Annotated in this window: 13 protein-coding genes; 5 read left to right on the forward strand and 8 right to left on the reverse strand. The window is 70.1% G+C overall.

The features are described 5' to 3' along the window. The first annotated feature begins 11 nt into the window (after positions 1–11). The 4 genes from rsmG to OTB19_RS16650 all read left to right on the forward strand — a co-directional run bounded on the left by rsmG (position 12) and on the right by OTB19_RS16650 (position 3,901). Complete coding sequence (gene rsmG / locus OTB19_RS16635; protein ID WP_267799014.1) at positions 12–728, forward strand: 16S rRNA (guanine(527)-N(7))-methyltransferase RsmG; 717 nt, start codon at positions 12–14, stop codon at positions 726–728. 285 nt (positions 729–1,013) lie between these two features. Further along, positions 1,014–2,102, forward strand: coding sequence for a ParA family protein (locus OTB19_RS16640; protein ID WP_324290525.1), 1,089 nt, complete (start codon positions 1,014–1,016; stop codon positions 2,100–2,102). Next, positions 2,099–3,187: a ParB/RepB/Spo0J family partition protein gene (locus OTB19_RS16645; RefSeq protein ID WP_267799015.1), complete on the forward strand. Its 1,089-nt coding sequence runs from the start codon at positions 2,099–2,101 to the stop codon at positions 3,185–3,187. The genes OTB19_RS16640 and OTB19_RS16645 overlap by 4 nt, the downstream gene beginning before the upstream one ends. A 90-nt stretch (positions 3,188–3,277) precedes the next feature. Continuing rightward, on the forward strand, positions 3,278–3,901 hold the full coding sequence (locus tag OTB19_RS16650) for a GNAT family N-acetyltransferase (RefSeq protein WP_267799016.1): 624 nt from the start codon (positions 3,278–3,280) through the stop codon (positions 3,899–3,901). Between the two features lie 85 nt (positions 3,902–3,986). On the opposite strand, the gene trxA is transcribed toward OTB19_RS16650, so the two are convergent. The 7 genes from trxA to OTB19_RS16685 form a co-directional block, all read right to left on the reverse strand. Further along, the gene (trxA, locus tag OTB19_RS16655; RefSeq protein WP_053683941.1) at positions 3,987–4,331 is read right to left on the reverse strand and encodes a thioredoxin; all 345 of its coding nucleotides are present in this window, start codon (positions 4,329–4,331) and stop codon (positions 3,987–3,989) included. Between the two features lie 54 nt (positions 4,332–4,385). Beyond that, positions 4,386–5,345 carry a thioredoxin-disulfide reductase gene (gene trxB / locus OTB19_RS16660; protein WP_053683943.1) on the reverse strand — a complete coding sequence of 320 codons (960 nt, stop codon included), beginning with the start codon at positions 5,343–5,345 and terminating at the stop codon, positions 4,386–4,388. 124 nt (positions 5,346–5,469) lie between these two features. Continuing rightward, positions 5,470–6,408, reverse strand: a complete 939-nt coding sequence (locus OTB19_RS16665) for an anti-sigma factor family protein (protein WP_267799017.1) — start codon at positions 6,406–6,408, stop codon at positions 5,470–5,472. Then, entirely contained in the window at positions 6,405–7,103 is a 699-nt protein-coding gene (gene sigM, locus OTB19_RS16670; RefSeq protein ID WP_267799018.1) for an RNA polymerase sigma factor SigM, read from the reverse strand. Before sigM ends, OTB19_RS16665 begins: the two co-directional genes overlap by 4 nt. A 164-nt stretch (positions 7,104–7,267) precedes the next feature. Next, complete coding sequence (locus OTB19_RS16675; protein ID WP_267799019.1) at positions 7,268–8,998, reverse strand: protein kinase family protein; 1,731 nt, start codon at positions 8,996–8,998, stop codon at positions 7,268–7,270. A gap of 117 nt (positions 8,999–9,115) precedes the next feature. Next, the gene (murJ, locus tag OTB19_RS16680) at positions 9,116–11,293 is read right to left on the reverse strand and encodes a murein biosynthesis integral membrane protein MurJ (protein WP_267799020.1); all 2,178 of its coding nucleotides are present in this window, start codon (positions 11,291–11,293) and stop codon (positions 9,116–9,118) included. A gap of 48 nt (positions 11,294–11,341) precedes the next feature. Beyond that, positions 11,342–13,609 (reverse strand): DUF6049 family protein, encoded by a 2,268-nt coding sequence (locus OTB19_RS16685; RefSeq protein ID WP_267799021.1) that lies wholly within the window; start codon positions 13,607–13,609, stop codon positions 11,342–11,344. A 186-nt stretch (positions 13,610–13,795) separates the two neighbouring features. On the opposite strand from OTB19_RS16685, the gene OTB19_RS16690 reads away from it, so the two are divergent. Then, entirely contained in the window at positions 13,796–15,238 is a 1,443-nt protein-coding gene (locus OTB19_RS16690; RefSeq protein ID WP_267799022.1) for a CCA tRNA nucleotidyltransferase, read from the forward strand. Between the two features lie 66 nt (positions 15,239–15,304). Here the strand turns inward: OTB19_RS16690 and OTB19_RS16695 are convergent, their stop codons facing one another. Continuing rightward, on the reverse strand, positions 15,305–16,573 hold the full coding sequence (locus OTB19_RS16695) for an MFS transporter (protein ID WP_267799023.1): 1,269 nt from the start codon (positions 16,571–16,573) through the stop codon (positions 15,305–15,307). Between the last annotated feature and the right edge of the window lie 114 nt (positions 16,574–16,687).

The raw sequence follows: 16,687 nt of genomic DNA on the forward strand, positions 1-16,687 counted from the left end.
GGACGGTCCCCGTGACGGAGGCAGCTGAGCTTCCCCCGGCGCCCGAAGAGGCGCGTGCGGTATTCGGCGAGTTTTTCCCGGAAGCCGTGCGGTACGCGGAGCTGCTGGCGGACGCGGGAGTCACGCGCGGTCTGATCGGCCCGCGTGAGGTGCCCAGGTTGTGGGAGCGGCACCTGTTGAACTGCGCGGTCCTCTCCGAGGTCGTGCCCGAGGGCGTCACCGTGTGCGATGTGGGCTCCGGCGCCGGCCTCCCCGGCATCCCCCTGGCGCTGGTGCGCCGGGATCTGAAGATCACGTTGCTGGAACCGTTGCTGCGTCGGACGAACTTCCTCCAGGAAGCCGTGGAACTGCTGGGCCTCGACCACGTCACCGTGGTGCGCGGCCGGGCCGAGGAGGTCCTCGGCAAGGTGCAGCCCGTGCACGTGGTGACGGCGCGCGCGGTGGCCCCGCTCGACCGGCTGGCCGGCTGGGGTGTCCCCCTGCTGCGCCCGTACGGAGAGATGCTGGCGCTCAAGGGTGACACCGCCGAGGAGGAGCTGGTGGCGGCGAAGGTCGCGCTGGCGAAGCTCGGTGTGGTGAAGACCTCGGTGCTGCACGTGGGCGAGGGTGTCGTGGACCCCCTGTCGACGGTCGTGCGGGTCGAGGTGGGTGAGAGCCCCGGTGGGGTGAGGTTCGCGGCCAAACGGGCCAAGGCCGCCCGGACGAGCCGTACGCGCCGGCGCCGCTGACCACGCCGAGCGCCACCGATCACTGAAATCCCCGTGAGTACTGCGGGGATTTCAGGCGTGTTGGGGGCCTATCGGCAGGGGCGCCGGAGTGTCGGAGGGAGCTTGAGACTCCGTCCGGGCATCGTGTTTCACGTGAAACGTCGCTCTCTGCTGCACGGAATCATCAGCCGCGGTCGTGCGGCTGCGTCCCCTCGCGAACGCAAGGCCGCAGGGGGGACGGAGTTGTCCACATCGGTGGATTCATCCACAGGAGTTCGGGCCCCGCTGGTTCGCGGCCCCGGTGACATGGCAGGCTCTGTTCATCGCGAGCCTGATGTCGAGGAGAGTGACACCGTGCGGTCCGACGCCAACCTCGCGGGGCCGATGGCCGATCCGGTCCCTGGTCCCCGCTCTGAATCGCCGGGCGAGGATGTTTCACGTGAAACATCGTCCCCCCTGGTGGACAACGAAGACACACCCATCGGTCGAGCCGCCCAGATCGCGGTCGACGCGCTGGGCCGTGCGGGTGAACGCCTGCCCCGACCCGCGCAGACGCGGGTCATGGTGGTGGCGAACCAGAAGGGCGGCGTGGGCAAGACCACCACGACCGTGAATCTGGCGGCCTCGCTGGCCCTGCACGGTGCGCGGGTGTTGGTGATCGACCTCGACCCGCAGGGCAACGCCTCCACGGCGCTGGGGATCGACCACCACGCGGACGTGCCGTCCATCTACGACGTGCTCGTGGACAGCCGGCCCCTGCTGGAGGTCGTTCAGCCGGTGGTGGACGTGGAGGGCCTGTTCTGTGCCCCGGCGACGATCGACCTGGCGGGTGCGGAGATCGAGCTGGTGTCGCTGGTGGCTCGCGAGAGCCGGCTCCAGCGGGCGATCCAGGCGTACGAGCAGCCGCTGGACTACATCCTGATCGACTGCCCGCCCTCCCTGGGGCTGCTGACGGTGAACGCGATGGTCGCGGGCGCCGAGGTACTGATCCCGATCCAGTGCGAGTACTACGCGCTGGAGGGTCTGGGGCAGCTGCTGCGCAACGTCGATCTGGTGCGGGCCCACCTGAACCCGACACTGCACGTCTCCACGATCCTGCTGACCATGTACGACGGCAGAACGCGGATGGCCTCGCAGGTGGCGGACGAGGTGCGCACGCACTTCGGCAAGGAGGTGCTGAAGACCAGCATCCCGCGCTCGGTGCGCATCTCCGAGGCCCCGAGCTACGGTCAGACGGTTCTCACGTACGACCCGGGCTCCAGCGGAGCCCTTTCCTACCTGGAAGCCGCGCGGGAGATCGCGCTGCGGGGGGCCGGAATCCATTACGACGCCCAGCATGCCCATCTGGGCGCGGGCACGAACAGCACGCAGAGCATGGCGGAGGGGATCCAGTGAGTGAGCGACGTAGGGGGCTGGGACGGGGGCTCGGCGCGCTGATTCCCGCAGCTCCGCAGGAGAGGACACCGGCGGCCGAGGAAGGTTCGACGCCTCAGGCGGCCGGGCAGGTGCTGACGTCCGATCGCGGTATCGCGGCGGCGAAGCTCGCGGCGCTGGCGCAGGCCGATGTTTCACGTGAAACCTCGGAGGCGGCCGCGCCGGTGCGTGTGCCGGAGCAGGCGGCGCCGCCGGCCAATGAGGTGGCCGGGGCGACGTTCGCGGAACTTCCGATGGACGCGATCGTGCCGAACCCGCGGCAGCCCCGTGATGTGTTCGACGAGGACGCGTTGGCGGAGCTGGTGACCTCCATCCAGGAGGTGGGCCTGCTCCAGCCGGTGGTGGTGCGGCAGTCCGCGCCGGGTCGCTATGAGCTGATCATGGGCGAGCGGCGTTGGCGGGCGTGCCGGGAGGCGGGGCTGGACTCCATCCCGGCGATCATCCGGGCCACGGACGACGAGAAGCTGCTGCTGGACGCGCTCCTGGAGAACCTGCACCGGGCGCAGCTCAATCCCCTGGAGGAGGCGGCCGCGTACGACCAGCTGCTCAAGGACTTCAACTGCACGCACGATCAGCTGGCCGACCGGATCGGGCGTTCGCGTCCGCAGGTGTCGAACACGCTGCGGCTGCTGAGGCTTTCCGCCTCGGTGCAGCGGCGGGTGGCGGCGGGTGTCCTGTCCGCCGGTCACGCGAGGGCTCTCCTGTCCGTGGAGGACTCCGAGGTCCAGGACAAGCTGGCACACCGGATCGTGGCCGAGGGGCTGTCGGTGCGCGCGGTCGAGGAGATCGTGACGCTGATGGGCTCGGAGCCGTCGAGCAGTGTGAAGCCGAAGGGTCCTCGGGCGGGTGCCCGGGTGGCGCCGGCGCTCAGCGAGTTGGCGACGCGGCTGTCGGACCGGTTCGAGACCCGGGTGAAGGTGGACCTGGGCCAGAAGAAGGGCAAGATCACCGTCGAGTTCGCCTCGATGGAGGATCTGGAGCGGATTCTGGGGACGCTCGCACCGGGCGAGGGCCGGGTGCTCGACCAGGGGCTCTCCGGGGAGTAGAAGCAGGGCTTCGACAGCGGAGCCGAGGGGCGGGTCGTGCCGGGTGTCCGGTACGACCCGCCCTTTTGTCGCAGCGGATACGATGCGTGTATGGGTCGTCGGTTGGTGCCGCTCACGCTGGACAACCTCCAGGACCTGCCCCGACGTTGCCGCACCTGCGTGTTCTGGGAGCTCGATCCGGTCACCGGTGAGGCCGCCGTGAAGGCGGGTACTCCGGAGCTGGAGAAGGAGGCGTGGATCTCCGCCGTCCTGCTGGAGTGGGGCTCGTGCGGTCGGGTGGTCTACGTCGACGAGGTGCCGGTGGGCTTCGTGCTGTACGCGCCACCGGCGTACGTGCCGCGGGCCGCTTCGTTCCCCACCAGCCCGGTGTCTCCGGACGCGGTGCAGTTGATCACGGCGTGGATCATGCCCGGATACCAGGGCCAGGGCCTGGGGCGGGTCATGGTCCAAACGGTCGCGAAGGATCTGCTGCGGCGGGGCTTCCGGGCGATCGAGGCGTTCGGGGACGCACGCTGGGAACGCCCGGCCTGTCTGTTGCCGGCGGACCATCTGCTGTCGGTGGGCTTCAAGACGGTACGGCCGCATCCGGCGCACCCGAGGTTGCGGCTGGAGCTGCGGTCGACGCTGTCGTGGAAGGAAGACGTGGAGCTGGCGCTGGACCGGCTGTTGGGCGGGGCCCGGGCGCGCAAGGAGCCGGCACTGCGCCCGTTGTGAACCGGGTATGTGAAGTGAACCGGGTATGCGAACGGGGCCGCCCCTTTGAGGGGGCGGCCCCGTTTCACGTGAAACAAGCAGTGGATCAGCCGACGGGCTTGATGGTCACGAAACCATCGAGGTCGCGCAGGATGGCGGCCTTCGGCTTGGCACCGACGATGGTCTTGACGACCTCGCCACCCTGGTAGACGTTCAGGGTCGGGATGGACATGACGCCGTACTTGGCGGCGGTGTCCGGGTTCTGGTCGATGTTCAGCTTGACGATCTCGATCTCGTCGCCGTACTCGGCCGCGATGGCCTCCAGGGACGGGGCGATCTGGCGGCACGGGCCGCACCATTCGGCCCAGAAGTCCACCAGGACGGGCTTGTCACTGGCCAGGACGTCCTGATCGAAGCTGGCGTCGGTCACGGTCTTGAGGGTGCCGGCCACAGCGGCCTCCTTATTTCCTTCTGCGGGGTGTGCGGGGTGTGGGGTGGTGCTGGATCAGACGGCCGCGTGGGCCTTCTCGGCGTCCGCGACCGCGGCGAGGAAGCGCTCCGCGTCGAGGGCGGCCGAGCAGCCGGTGCCGGCGGCGGTGATCGCCTGACGGTAGGTGTGGTCCACGACGTCGCCGGCGCCGAAGACACCGGTGAGGTTGGTGCGCGTGGACGGCGCGGCGACCTTGAGGTAGCCCTCGTCGTCCAGGTCCAACTGCCCCGTGAACAGCTCCGTACGCGGGTCGTGGCCGACGGCGATGAAGAGGCCGGTCACGGGCAGCTCGGAGGTCTCACCGGTCTTGGTGTTGCGCAGGGTGAGACCGGAAAGCTTCTGCTCGCCGTGGATCTCGGCGACCTCGCTGTCCCAGGCGAACTTGATCTTCGGGTCGGCGAAGGCGCGGTCCTGCATGGTCTTGGAGGCGCGCAGGCTGTCACGACGGTGGACGATGGTGACGCTCTTGGCGAAGCGGGAGAGGAAGGTCGCCTCCTCCATCGCGGTGTCGCCGCCGCCGACGACGGCGATGTCCTGGTCCTTGAAGAAGAACCCGTCACAGGTGGCGCACCAGGAGACTCCGCGGCCGGAGAGGGTGTCCTCGTTCGGCAGGCCGAGCTTGCGGTGCTGGGAACCGGTGGTGACGATGACGGCCTTGGCGCGGTGCACGGTACCGGCGGTGTCGGTGACGGTCTTGATGTCGCCGGTGAGGTCCACGGCCACGACGTCGTCGGGGACCAGCTCGGCGCCGAAGCGCTCGGCCTGACCGCGCATGTTGTCCATGAGGTCAGGACCCATGATGCCGTCTTGGAACCCGGGGAAGTTCTCGACCTCGGTGGTGTTCATGAGCGCACCGCCGGCGGTGACGGCTCCCTCGAAGACCAAGGGGTTGAGCGAAGCGCGTGCGGTGTACAGGGCGGCCGTGTAACCGGCCGGCCCGGAGCCGATGATGATCACGTTTCGTACGTCGCTCACGGGTTCTTTCCTCGTCTCTGCGGACTGCGTGCTGCCTACCGGGGGCCGGTGCGGACCTTCACCCCACCCAACGGATCCTACGGCGCGCGCATTCCCCACTTTTCCCCATGCCGTCCCGAACGTTTCAGGTCCGCGGGTAGGTCCTGGTCAGGAGGGGCTTCCCCGGGGCCGCCGCGGCGGTGTCACCACAGCCGGCGTCGACCAGGTAGGCGTCCGCCCTGGCGAGGTCACCGGGGTGCGGAAGGACCACGAGGTACACGTCGGTGCCCCGGTAGGTGCCGCGTTCGGTGGCGATCGGGGTGTCCGGCCGGCCGGTGGCGGCCTGTACGCACGGGGGGACCGGCGCGGCCCGCCGGTCGGAGGGCGCCACCCCGGAAGGAGGAGCGTTCTCCATTCCGTACGTGTTGTTCTTCTCCCCCTGTACGCCCGGGTCTTGCTTCCCCGAGGCGAGCAGTTGCCGGACGCTGTCCTGGAGCCCCTGCGCGGTGTAGGTGCCCTCGTCGGATCGGCCGGTCGAGGTCGCCGCGTCGCTGCGACCGGCGGTGCTCTGGGGGCGCGTGCCGTCGAGTCCGTTGACGAGGAGGATTCCGAGGGCGCAGGCCGCCGCTCCGGCCAGCCCGGCGATGACAGCGATCCGGCGGCGTGCGCGGCGACGGCCGGGTCCGGTTGGGCCGGCCGGGTGACCGCCGGGTCGGCGGGCCTCGGATCCGGGGACCCGGGAGGGCGTTGTTTCACGTGAAACAACGCTGTCGCTCGCGTTGTCGCGCGTGTGGTCGGGCATCTGGGCGGGCTCGGCGCGGTGCGCCGTGGAGCCGAGCAGCGCTTCGGCGGCGAGAGCCGCGTCGATCCGGCCCGCGACGTCGGACGGCATCCGGGCGGGGCCGGGAAGCGTGCCGAGCAGGGCGCGGATTTCCTCCAGGGAGGCACGGACGTCGGCGCACAGGGCACACGTGTCGAGGTGCCGGCGTACCTCGGCGGTGCGCGACGGCGAGAGCAGTCCTTCGGTCAGGTCGGAGATCTCCGAGACGTCCGGGTGCCGGATCGTGCCGGTTGGGGGGTTCACGGACGTCCACCTCCGCCCTTCACTGCGTCTGGGTCTGGATGCCGGGGGTCTGCCGCTGGTGGGACGGATGTGCCCGGCGTCCGGTTCCTTCCCCGCTCGGTGGCGGTGTTATCCCCGGCATTCGTGCGCAGATGAGTGAGCATCGGGACGAGTTTCGCCCGGCCCCGCGCACAGCGGCTCTTCACGGTGCCCGTCGGCACGTCGAGGAGACGGGCGGCCTCGGCGACGGGGTATCCCTGCATGTCGACGAGGACCAGCGCGGCCCGCTGATCGGCCGGGAGGGTGCTGAGGGCGGCCAGCAGCTCGCGATGGAGGTCCTGGCGCTCCGCAGGGGCCTCCGCGGACTCGTGGGGCTCCAGGAGCCGCTCCAGCCGCTCCGTGTCGTCGAGCGGGGAGGTCTTGCGGGTGGCAGCCTTGCGGGCGCGGTCCAGGCAGGCGTTCACGGTGATCCGGTGCAGCCAGGTCGTGACGGCCGAGTCCCCCCGGAAGGTGTGGGCGGCCCGATAGGCGGAGACCAGGGCGTCCTGCACGGCGTCGGCCGCTTCCTCGCGGTCGCCGAGGGTGCGCAGGGCGACGGCCCACATCCGGTCGCGGTGACGGCGTACGAGTTCGCCGAAGGCGTCGGGGTCCCCGTCGACGTGCAGGGCCAGGAGTTCCTGGTCGCTGTGGCCGTCGGCCGTTGCTTCGTGCGTCACACCTCGCTCCCTTCCGGGATGGAGATTAGGGCCTGCGTCGGTCGAGCACGAGGGCCCCCGGGTGATCGGGGAGGTGCGCGGGTCGCGGCCCACATGAGGAAGCCGCGCTGCCGAAGGGGTGGAGGGCCTTTCGGTGCGGCGGCTTCGTCGTGTGGGGGTGGGGCTCAGGAGGGGCGGCCGAGGACCTTGATCTCGCTGATGCCACCGCGGTACCCGCCCGTTCCGTCGTCCGGCAGTTCCGTGATGTGGATCAGCACGTAGCGGGTTCGAACCGGGGTGTCCAAGGTGGTCTGGAGCTTCTTGTTCGCCTTCTCCAGCTTGGTGATCCGCTGGGGGAACGCGGACAGGGAGTCGGGTGCGGAAGCCTCCGGCGCCGCGCCGCGCATCTCGGCGCGCTGTCCGGCCACGTAGAAGTCCACGTCGATCTCGGAGACGTTCTGGACGCTCCCGAGGTCGACGACGATGCCGCTGCCGTTCTCTTCGAGGTTCCCGAACTTGGGGTAGTTCTGGTAGCGGGGAGTGATCCAGGCGGAGGAGGCGTCACCGTCGACGGCGTTGCCGGCCGTCTCGGGCTTCACCCCGGACCCGCCGAAGGTGATCACTTGAGCCTGCGTGATCTTGAGCGGCTTGGCCGGCTCCGCCTTCTTCGGGTTGTCGTCGGTCGTGTCCGTTTGTGTGTCGGTCTCGCCACCGTTGTTGCCGCCCTTGTTGTAGCGGTCCAGGAGGGTGTCGGCGAGCTGCCAGCTGCCCAGACCGAGCGCGACGATCAGCAGGGCGGCGACGCTCCACTTGAGGGCGCGGCCGGTGCGGCTCTGCAACGGGGGCGGCGGGGGCGTGACGGAGTGGCTCTGGACGGTCGGCAGGCCCGTGGGCGTGGGCCGTCCGTAGCTGCCCTGCTGGTAGGTGGTGTGCTGGTACTCGGGCGGCGCCGTGAAGGCGGGCTCCGGCGGCCGGATGCGGGGCATCGCCGCGACGGCCTTGGCCAGCTCCTCCGGGGTGGTGAAGGCGGGCTCCTGGCGGGAGGCCGTGGCCCCGTCGTTGGCGAGGGCCCGCATGGCGAGCTCGCCGAGGCCCCGGTGGACGCCGGCGCGTACCTGGTCGGGAGCGATCAGGCCGACGCCCTTGGGTAGGCCCGCGAGGCCGTACGCGTCGTTCTCGTAGGGCCAGCGCTGGGTGAGGGCGGCGTACAGGAGCGCGCCGACGGCCTCGGTGTCGGCCTGCTGCGGGGTGTCGCTGGTGATGCCGCGCAGGGCGGCGTTCACGGCGAGCCCGCGGATCCGGTACTGGCCCGAGGAGGTGCGCAGTATCGCGCTGGGCGTCAGCCGCAGATGGGCCAGGCCCTCGCGGTGCGCGGCGGTCATGGCTTGGGAGACCTGGCTGACCAGCTGGTAGGCCTCGTGGGCCTCCAGCGGTCCCAGCGCGAGGATCGAGGTCAGCTCGGTGGCGTCGGGCAGCCACTCGTGGACGACGTAGACGAGGTCGTTCTCCTCCACGGCGTCGAGGACCTGGACGAACCGGGGGTCACCGAGCAGGGCGGAGGAACGGGCGGCGGCCAGGACGGCCCGCGCCCGGGGGTGGTCGGCGGGCAGCAGGTGGACGCCCACGGCGCGGCGGAGCTTCTCGTCCATCGCGCGCCAACTGCTGAATCCGTCCAGACGGGTGACGCACTCTTCGAGCCGGTAGCGTCTGGCGAGCTTGTGGCCGCTGTGGAGTCCGGGTGCGGCCACCGGGGCCGGGTTGATGCGTTCGCCATCCGTTTCGGGCATGGAACTGTCCGCGGCTCGTCCGTTCTGCGTGTCCACCCCGTCGGCCGTGGCCTTGGCCGCCTCTGCGGCCGACGGCTCGTCGCCGCCGTTGTCGGCCACGTCGACGGCAGCTGTGCTACGTTCCGCCACCGTCGTCCCTGCCTCCCCATCCGTTGCGCGCTGTCGGCCAGTCTGCGAAGCCATGCCAATTGTGCCCACAGTCCGACGCTATGCACGACACGCGATGGGGCCCGACGGTTGTGCGCATCAGCGACCCAAACGTCCGCGGACCATTCCGACCATCGAGTTGAGCTCTTCGACGCGCATCCGCTTCGCGGCGACGAGGAAGACGGCAGCCAGGGCGATGAAGCCGGTGACCAGCGCCGCGAGGGAACCGCCGGCTCCGTTGCCCAGCCACTGGGTGACCCCGTACGCCACGGCACCCGCCACGGCGGCGGCGGGGACGCAGGCTCCGATGAGACGGGTGTAGGTGCGCATCACGTGGGCGCCGTCGAGGTCACCGCCGAGCCGGGTGCGCAGCCGGCGCCAGGCCACGCCGACACCGACCGCGTAGCCGAGGCCGTAGGCGGCGGCCATGCCGACGACGGCCCAGCGCTCGGGGAGGACCAGGAAGGCGATGACCGAGACGCCCGCGTTCACGGCGGCGACGATGACCGTGTTGTAGAAGGGCGTCCGGGTGTCCTCGTAGGCGTAGAAGCCACGCAGGACGACGTACTGCACGGAGTACGGGATCAGGCCCAGGCCGAAGGCCATGAGGATGAAGCCGATGTTCTGGGCGTCGTCCGCGCCGGAGCCGGCGTAGAGCAGCGTGGCCATCGGGACGCCGAGCGCGAGGAACGCGAAGGCGCAGGGCACGATCGCGACGGCGGAGGTCCGCAGACCGTAGGAGATGTCGTCGCGGACCGCGGCGGCGTCGCCGTCGTGGGCGGAACGGGAGATGCGCGGCAGGACCGCGGTCATCACCGAGACGGTGATGATGGCCTGGGGCATCTGCCACAGCAGCAGCGCGTAGTTGTAGCCGGTGATGCCGGTACCGCCGTGGCCCTGCTTGGCGGCGACCTCGCCCGCCCAGGTGGCGAGCTGGGTGACGACGACGAGACCGATCTGGTTGGCGAGGACGAAGAAGAACGTCCACTTGGCCAGGCCCGCGGCCTTGCCCAGCCCGTGGCCCTTCCAGTCGAAGCGCAGGCGGGGCCGGAATCCGGCGTCGCGCAGGTACGGAATCATCGCGAGGGACTGGACCACGAGGCCGAGCAGGGTGCCCAGACCCAGCAGGCGCACGCCCTCGGGGGTGATGCCGGATTCGTTCATGCCGGTGGAGGTGAATCCGCCGAACGCCCAGATGAAGGCGCCGAACGTGGCGATGACGACGACGTTGTTGAGGACCGGAGTCCACATCATCGCGCCGAACCGGCCGCGGGCGTTGAGGATCTGACCGAGGACCACGTGCACGCCCATGAAGAACATGGTGGGCAGGCAGTAGTGGGCGAAGGAGACCGCGACGTCCATCCGGTCCGGGTTGTCGGCGATCGTCGGCGACATCATCGTGATGAACACCGGGGCGGCGAGCACGCAGATGACGGTGACCGCGCCCAGCAGGACCATGACCAGGGTCAGCAGCCGGTTGGCGTACGCCTCCCCGCCGTCCTCGTCGTTCTTCATCGCGCGGACGAGCTGCGGGATGAAGACGGCGTTCAGCGCACCGCCGCCGACGAGGACGTAGATCATCGTCGGCAGGGTGTTGGCGACCTGGTAGGTGTCGTTCAGGGTGACGACGCCGATGGCGCCGCCGATCACGAGGGTGCGCAGGAAACCGGTGATGCGGGAGACGATCGTGCCGGCGGCCATCAGCGCGCTGGACTTGAGCAGGCCGGAGGCCTTCCCGGCGGGCTTGGTCGGGGCCGGGGTCGCGACGGGCGCCTCTTCGGTGACCGTCCGCGGGACGGCTTCCTGGTCCCGGTAGAGGTGCGCGAAGGCGTCGGGGGCCGGCTGGTCGTCCGCGGTCTCGGTCACGAGCGAGTCGACACCGACGAACCGGGTGGTTGTGGCGTGGTCCCCGTACGGCATGTGGCGGGACGGACCGTCCGGCTCGGGCGGCGGGGTCTGGGCCCAGACACGCGGATCCGGGCCGTGGGAGGGCGCCTGCGGGGCCGCGTAGAGCGGTCCGGCCTCCTGGTAGGTACCCGGCGGCGGCGGGGGGTGAGAGGCCCGGTCGTACATGACCTCGGTGACCGGGTCCTGTGCGGACAGGTCCTGCGACCGGTACGGGTCGTAGTCGTAGGCATCCTGGACATACGGGTCGTGATCCGGCGCGGGTGCGGGCGGGGGAACCTGCCCGGGCACCGGGGTACCCGGAGCAGCGCCCTGCGCGGGCGACGGCCCACCAGTGCCCTGCGCGCGGTCACCGTCGTACGGCGCGTTCATCGAAACCCCACCTCATCGTCCCCAGGCCCGACCGGCCACGGCATCGCATCAACGGTCCACTGTCTCACCCGCGCCGGACCCGCCGGTGCTTTGCGGTTCGGTGTCCGGGGACTCGTCACTCGGCTGCGTGCTCTCCTCGGCCGCGGTACGGGCCGCCACGCGCTTGCGACTGGCATACATCTTGATGCCGGCCAGCACGAGGAGAAGCACACCACCTGCGATGACGAGCATGACGGTGGGGGTGACCTCGGTCGCCTCGACCGTGAACTTGCGCTCCTTGCCGTAGGGCACGCCCTGCTTGGTGAAGAGCTGCGCGGTGACCTCCACGGGACCACTCGCGGTCGCGTTGGCGGTGAACTTCAGGGTCTGGCTGTGGTCGGCCTGGACGGTGACCTCCTGCTCGGCGACACCGCTGTCGTCGAACATCAGACGGGTCGGGTTGGCCGACCGCACCCGCAGGACCAGGTTGTGGACGTCCTGGACCAGGCTGTTCTGGACACTCACCGGGATGGTCGCGCTGTGTCCGGACAGGGTGGCGTCCGACTTGGGGATGACCTTGACCTTCTCGGTCAGGCCGAGCAGATACTCCTGTACCTGGTCCCGGTACACGCGGGCCTCTTCGGGCCGGCCCCGCCAGGACGTGGACATCTCCCGGTTGGTGGTGTTCCCGAACGGGATCTCCACGCGTTCCGGCGCCGCCAGGATGACCTTGAAGTGGTCGAGGGTGTTCTGCGTGGTGCGGATCTTCTCGAACGCCGAGACCGGCAGTTCCTGCTTGCTCAACGACTCCGGGTACTGGCCGGCGCCGGGGACCTGCGTGGCCGCGCCCGGGTCGGGCTTGGCGGCCGCCGCGGCCTCCAGGTCGGAGGGCTGGGCCCAGCGCCCGTTCTGGAGCCCGCGCAGGGCTGCGGCCATCGTTCCCACCTGGCTCACGGACGGCATCCGCTGCGGGGTGACGACGAAGCTGCGCTGCTCCTCGGTGTTCTGCAGGTTGAGGGCCAGGGTGTGCGCGAGGAACCGCTGCACGGCGAGGGTGGAGTTCCCGGCGCTGAGCATGTCGCCCTGGAAGGCCGTGGAGAGCTGGGCGTCGGCGACGACGGCCGTGGTGCCCGCGCCGATGGGGCGGGCGGCCGAGGGCGTGTAGCCGAGGGAGCCGTTCTCCTGGAGGCTGTCGCTGCGGGTGAGCACGTTGTGCGCACCGGCCGAGGTGGCGACATTGACGATCGAGGGGTCGATGGCTCCGTCCACGGGCCAGGAGAAGTCCGTGGACGGGGTGACGTGCAGGACCGTCTCGACGGCCTGCTTCGCCTTGTCGGTGGCAGGCCTCAGCTGGCCCAGGGTGCCCGACACGTCCTTGCCGTGATGGGCGAGGGAGGCGATGTCGGGGTCGGCGAAGGGCAGCGCGACGACCTTCTTGCCCTGCACCGCGGTTTCGAGATCACTCAGCCACTTCTCCGCGACGGCCTTGTTCTTGCCCTGGAGGGGCTTCCCGGCAGGGTCGGGGTTGCGGATCCGGTAACCCTTGGCCATCGCGTCGACCGTGTAGAGCAGGTCGGGATCGATGACCCAGGTGATGGGGAGGTCCTTGCCGAGCGAGACCATCTGCCCGAGCCGGCCGGCGGGTCCCAGCTCGGCCGCGAGGGAGTCGTCGATGAAGACCGGGGTCTGGGTCTCGTCCGAGCCGGTCTCCGCCGTCACACGGGTGGTGGAGATCAATGGCCACGCGTAGCTGAGGTTGGAGCGCTTGGCCGCGGCTTCGGGCTGCCACGGGAGGAAGGTCCGCTGGATGCCGAGGACCTGCTCGTACGGCTGGCCGGCGGTCTCACCGGACACGGAGACGCCGAGCTGGTACACGCCGTCCTTGCCCAGGTCCAGCTTGTTGACCGGGACCTTGATCGTGAATTCCCGGCTGACCTTGGACGGTAGCGAGTCGATCTTCACGGCGAAGGCGGGATCGATCTCGGCCGGATCGGTGCCGGGCCGGAAGCCGCTGCGGTCCGCGATGTCGTCGATCGCCGAGCGGTCCCCGACGACGGGACCGACCCGCAGACCGACGTGTGCGCCCTTGATCGGTTCGCTGCCGTTGTTCACCACGGTGCCCGAAATGGTCAGCGTGTCGGTCTTGACCGGAGCGCTGGGTGCCACCTCGCTCAGCTGGACGTCCACGGGGGACTCGGCCGCCTGGGCCGGCGGGGCGGGGGCATAGACCAGAGCGGCCAGCACCGGTGTCCCGGCGAGCATGACGACTGCCCGCCGCAGCCAGCGGCGCCGGGCAGGGGCCGGAACCGCCCCCTGGATTTCTGCCGCCTCGGCCACGCGTTTCGCCCGTCCTCGAAGTGTCAGTGGTCGTCCTTTGTGCGTCCACGCATGGTAACGAGGCCCGCTGTGCGCGAGTGCCGCGCCTTGCTCCACATGATCGGCTCCGCCTCCGGGCCGGTGTGGGGCGGGGTGGCCGCAAAACGCGGCGGCCCGGGGCGGGCGGGCCACGTACCCTTTTCTGTTGTGCCGAACGCCAATGAAGACAGCCCCAGTGCCCTGAGTCAGGTGCAGAGCCGCGCGGTCAGTGAACTGCTGCGGGTCGCCCCTGTCGCCGACGAACTCGGCCGCCGATTCCAGGAGGCCGGCTTCCGCCTCGCCCTGGTCGGAGGGTCCGTTCGCGATGCGCTGCTCGGGCGTCTCGGCAACGACCTCGATTTCACCACCGACGCCCGCCCCGAGGACGTCCTGAAGATCATCAGGCCGTGGGCCGACTCGGTCTGGGACGTGGGCATCGCCTTCGGCACCGTGGGAGCGCAGAAACTAGGCTTCCAGATCGAGGTGACCACCTACCGCTCGGAGTCCTACGACCGGACCTCGCGCAAGCCCGAGGTCTCCTACGGCGACTCGATCGAGGAGGATCTGGTCCGCCGGGACTTCACGGTGAACGCCATGGCGGTCGCGCTGCCCGAGAAGGTGTTCGTGGACCCGCACGGCGGCCTGGAGGACCTCCGGGAGGGCGTTCTGCGCACCCCCGGCACCCCGCAGGACTCCTTCTCGGACGACCCGCTGCGCATGCTGCGTGCGGCCCGGTTCGCGGCGCAGCTGGACTTCGAGGTCGCTCCGGAGGTCGTGGCGGCGATGAAGGAGATGTCCGAGCGGATCGAGATCGTCTCGGCGGAGCGGGTGCAGGGCGAGCTGAACAAGCTGCTGCTGTCCGCACACCCCCGCAAGGGTCTGGGTCTGCTCGTGGACACCGGGCTGGCGGACCGGGTGCTCCCCGAGCTGCCCGCCCTGCGGCTGGAGAGTGACGAGCACCACCGTCACAAGGACGTCTACGACCACTCGCTGATCGTGCTGGAGCAGGCGATCGACCTGGAGGAGGACGGCCCGGACCTGGTTCTGCGTCTGGCCGCCCTGCTGCACGACATCGGCAAGCCGCGCACCCGCCGGTTCGAGGGCGACGGCCGGGTCTCCTTCCACCACCACGAGGTGGTCGGAGCGAAGATGACCAAGAAGCGCATGACCGCGCTGAAGTACTCGAACGACATGATCAAGGACGTGTCCCGGCTCGTGGAGCTGCACCTGCGCTTCCACGGCTACGGGGACGGGGAGTGGACCGACTCGGCCGTGCGGCGCTACGTACGCGACGCCGGTCCCCTGCTGGAACGGCTGCACAAGCTGACCCGGTCCGACTGCACCACCCGGAACAAGCGCAAGGCCAACGCGCTCTCCCGTACCTACGACGGTCTGGAGGAGCGCATCGCGCAGCTTCAGGAGCAGGAGCAGCTGGACTCGATCCGGCCCGACCTGGACGGCAACGAGATCCAGCATGTGCTGGGCGTCGGGCCCGGCCCGGTGATCGGCAAGGCCTACGCGTTCCTGTTGGAGCTGCGGCTGGAGAACGGTCCGATGGAGCGTGACGCCGCCGTCACGGCGCTCAAGGAGTGGTGGGCCGGCCAGGCCTGAGGCGTCCGGGGCGGTCGATGTTTCACGTGAAACATCGACCGCCCCGACCCATCGCCCCCTGATGTTTCACGTGAAACGTCGCTCCTGGTGTCGCAGCAGCGCCGCAGTGAGGCCGTAGAGCAGGGCCACGCTCACGATCAGGGTGACGGACTGCCCGTCCGCGGGAAGCATGAGCGAGGCCACGGCGGCCGCGCCGACGAAGGCGACGTTGAAGAGCACGTCGTAGACGGAGAAGACCCGACCGCGGAACTCGTCGTCCACCCGGGACTGGATGACGGTGTCGGTGGAGATCTTGGCGCCCTGGGTGGCGAGTCCCAGGACGAAGGCCGCGACGAGCATCGGTCCGACGGCGAAGAACAGACCGAGTGCCGGGACGAGCAGCGCCGCCGTCCCGGCGCAGACGGTGATCCAGCCGAGGTTGCCCAGACGTTCGACGATCCAGGGCGTGACGAGGGCGGCCGCGAAGAACCCGGCGCCGGAGACCCCGATCGCGATCCCCAGGAGGGCCAGCCCATCGGACTCGTTGTCCGACCAGGAGTAGCGGCAGAGCATGAGCAGCATCACCAGGAGCGCGCCGTAGCAGAAGCGCATCATCGTCATCGCGGTGAGCGCCAGGCGGGCGTCCCGGCGGCCGGCGAGGTGACGCAGGCCCTCGGCCATGCCCCGCACCGTGAGGGCCACCCCCTCGCCGATGGAGGGGTGGACCCGCCCGGGGGGCTGGTCCGGGCCGAGGAGATCGACGGCCAGTCGCAGGGAGACGAGCGCGGCACAGAGATAGAACGCGGCGCCGAGGAGCACCACGAGGGCGTTGGACTCGACGGCCAGCAGCCGTACGAGGAAGGCCAGGCCGCCGCCGGCGGTCGCCGCGAGGGTTCCGGCGGTGGGCGAGAGGGCGTTCGCGGTGACCAACTGGTGGGGGCCGACGACCCGTGGCAGGGAGGCGGCGAGTCCGGCCAGGACGAAGCGGTTGACGGCGGTGACCGACAGAGCCGAGGCGTAGAACAGCCAGTCGGGGACGTGCGCGACGATCAGCACGCCGGTGACACAGGCGAGGAAGGCCCGCAGCAGGTTGCCGTAGAGGAAGACCTGGCGTCGCCGCCAACGGTCCAGCAGCACTCCGGCGAAGGGGCCGATCACCGAGTAGGGCAGCAGCAGTACCGCCATGGCCGAGGCGATGGCCGCGGGCGAGGTCTGCTTCTCCGGGGAGAACACCACGTAGGTGGCGAGTGCGACCTGGTAGACCCCGTCGGCGGCCTGGGAGAACAGCCGTACGGCGAGCAGGTTGCGGAAATCCCTCAGGCGCAGGAGTACGCGCAGATCACGTACGACGGGCATGAGGGAAAGGGTCACACACACCGAGGGTCCCCGGGCACATTGCCCGGGGACCCTCGGTGGAAGAGCAGCCGAAGACCAGGTGTCCGGAAGGATCTTGGTGCTTCGCTTCGCTTC

The organism is Streptomyces sp. H27-H5, assembly GCF_026627505.1.
Lineage (GTDB): Bacteria > Actinomycetota > Actinomycetes > Streptomycetales > Streptomycetaceae > Streptomyces.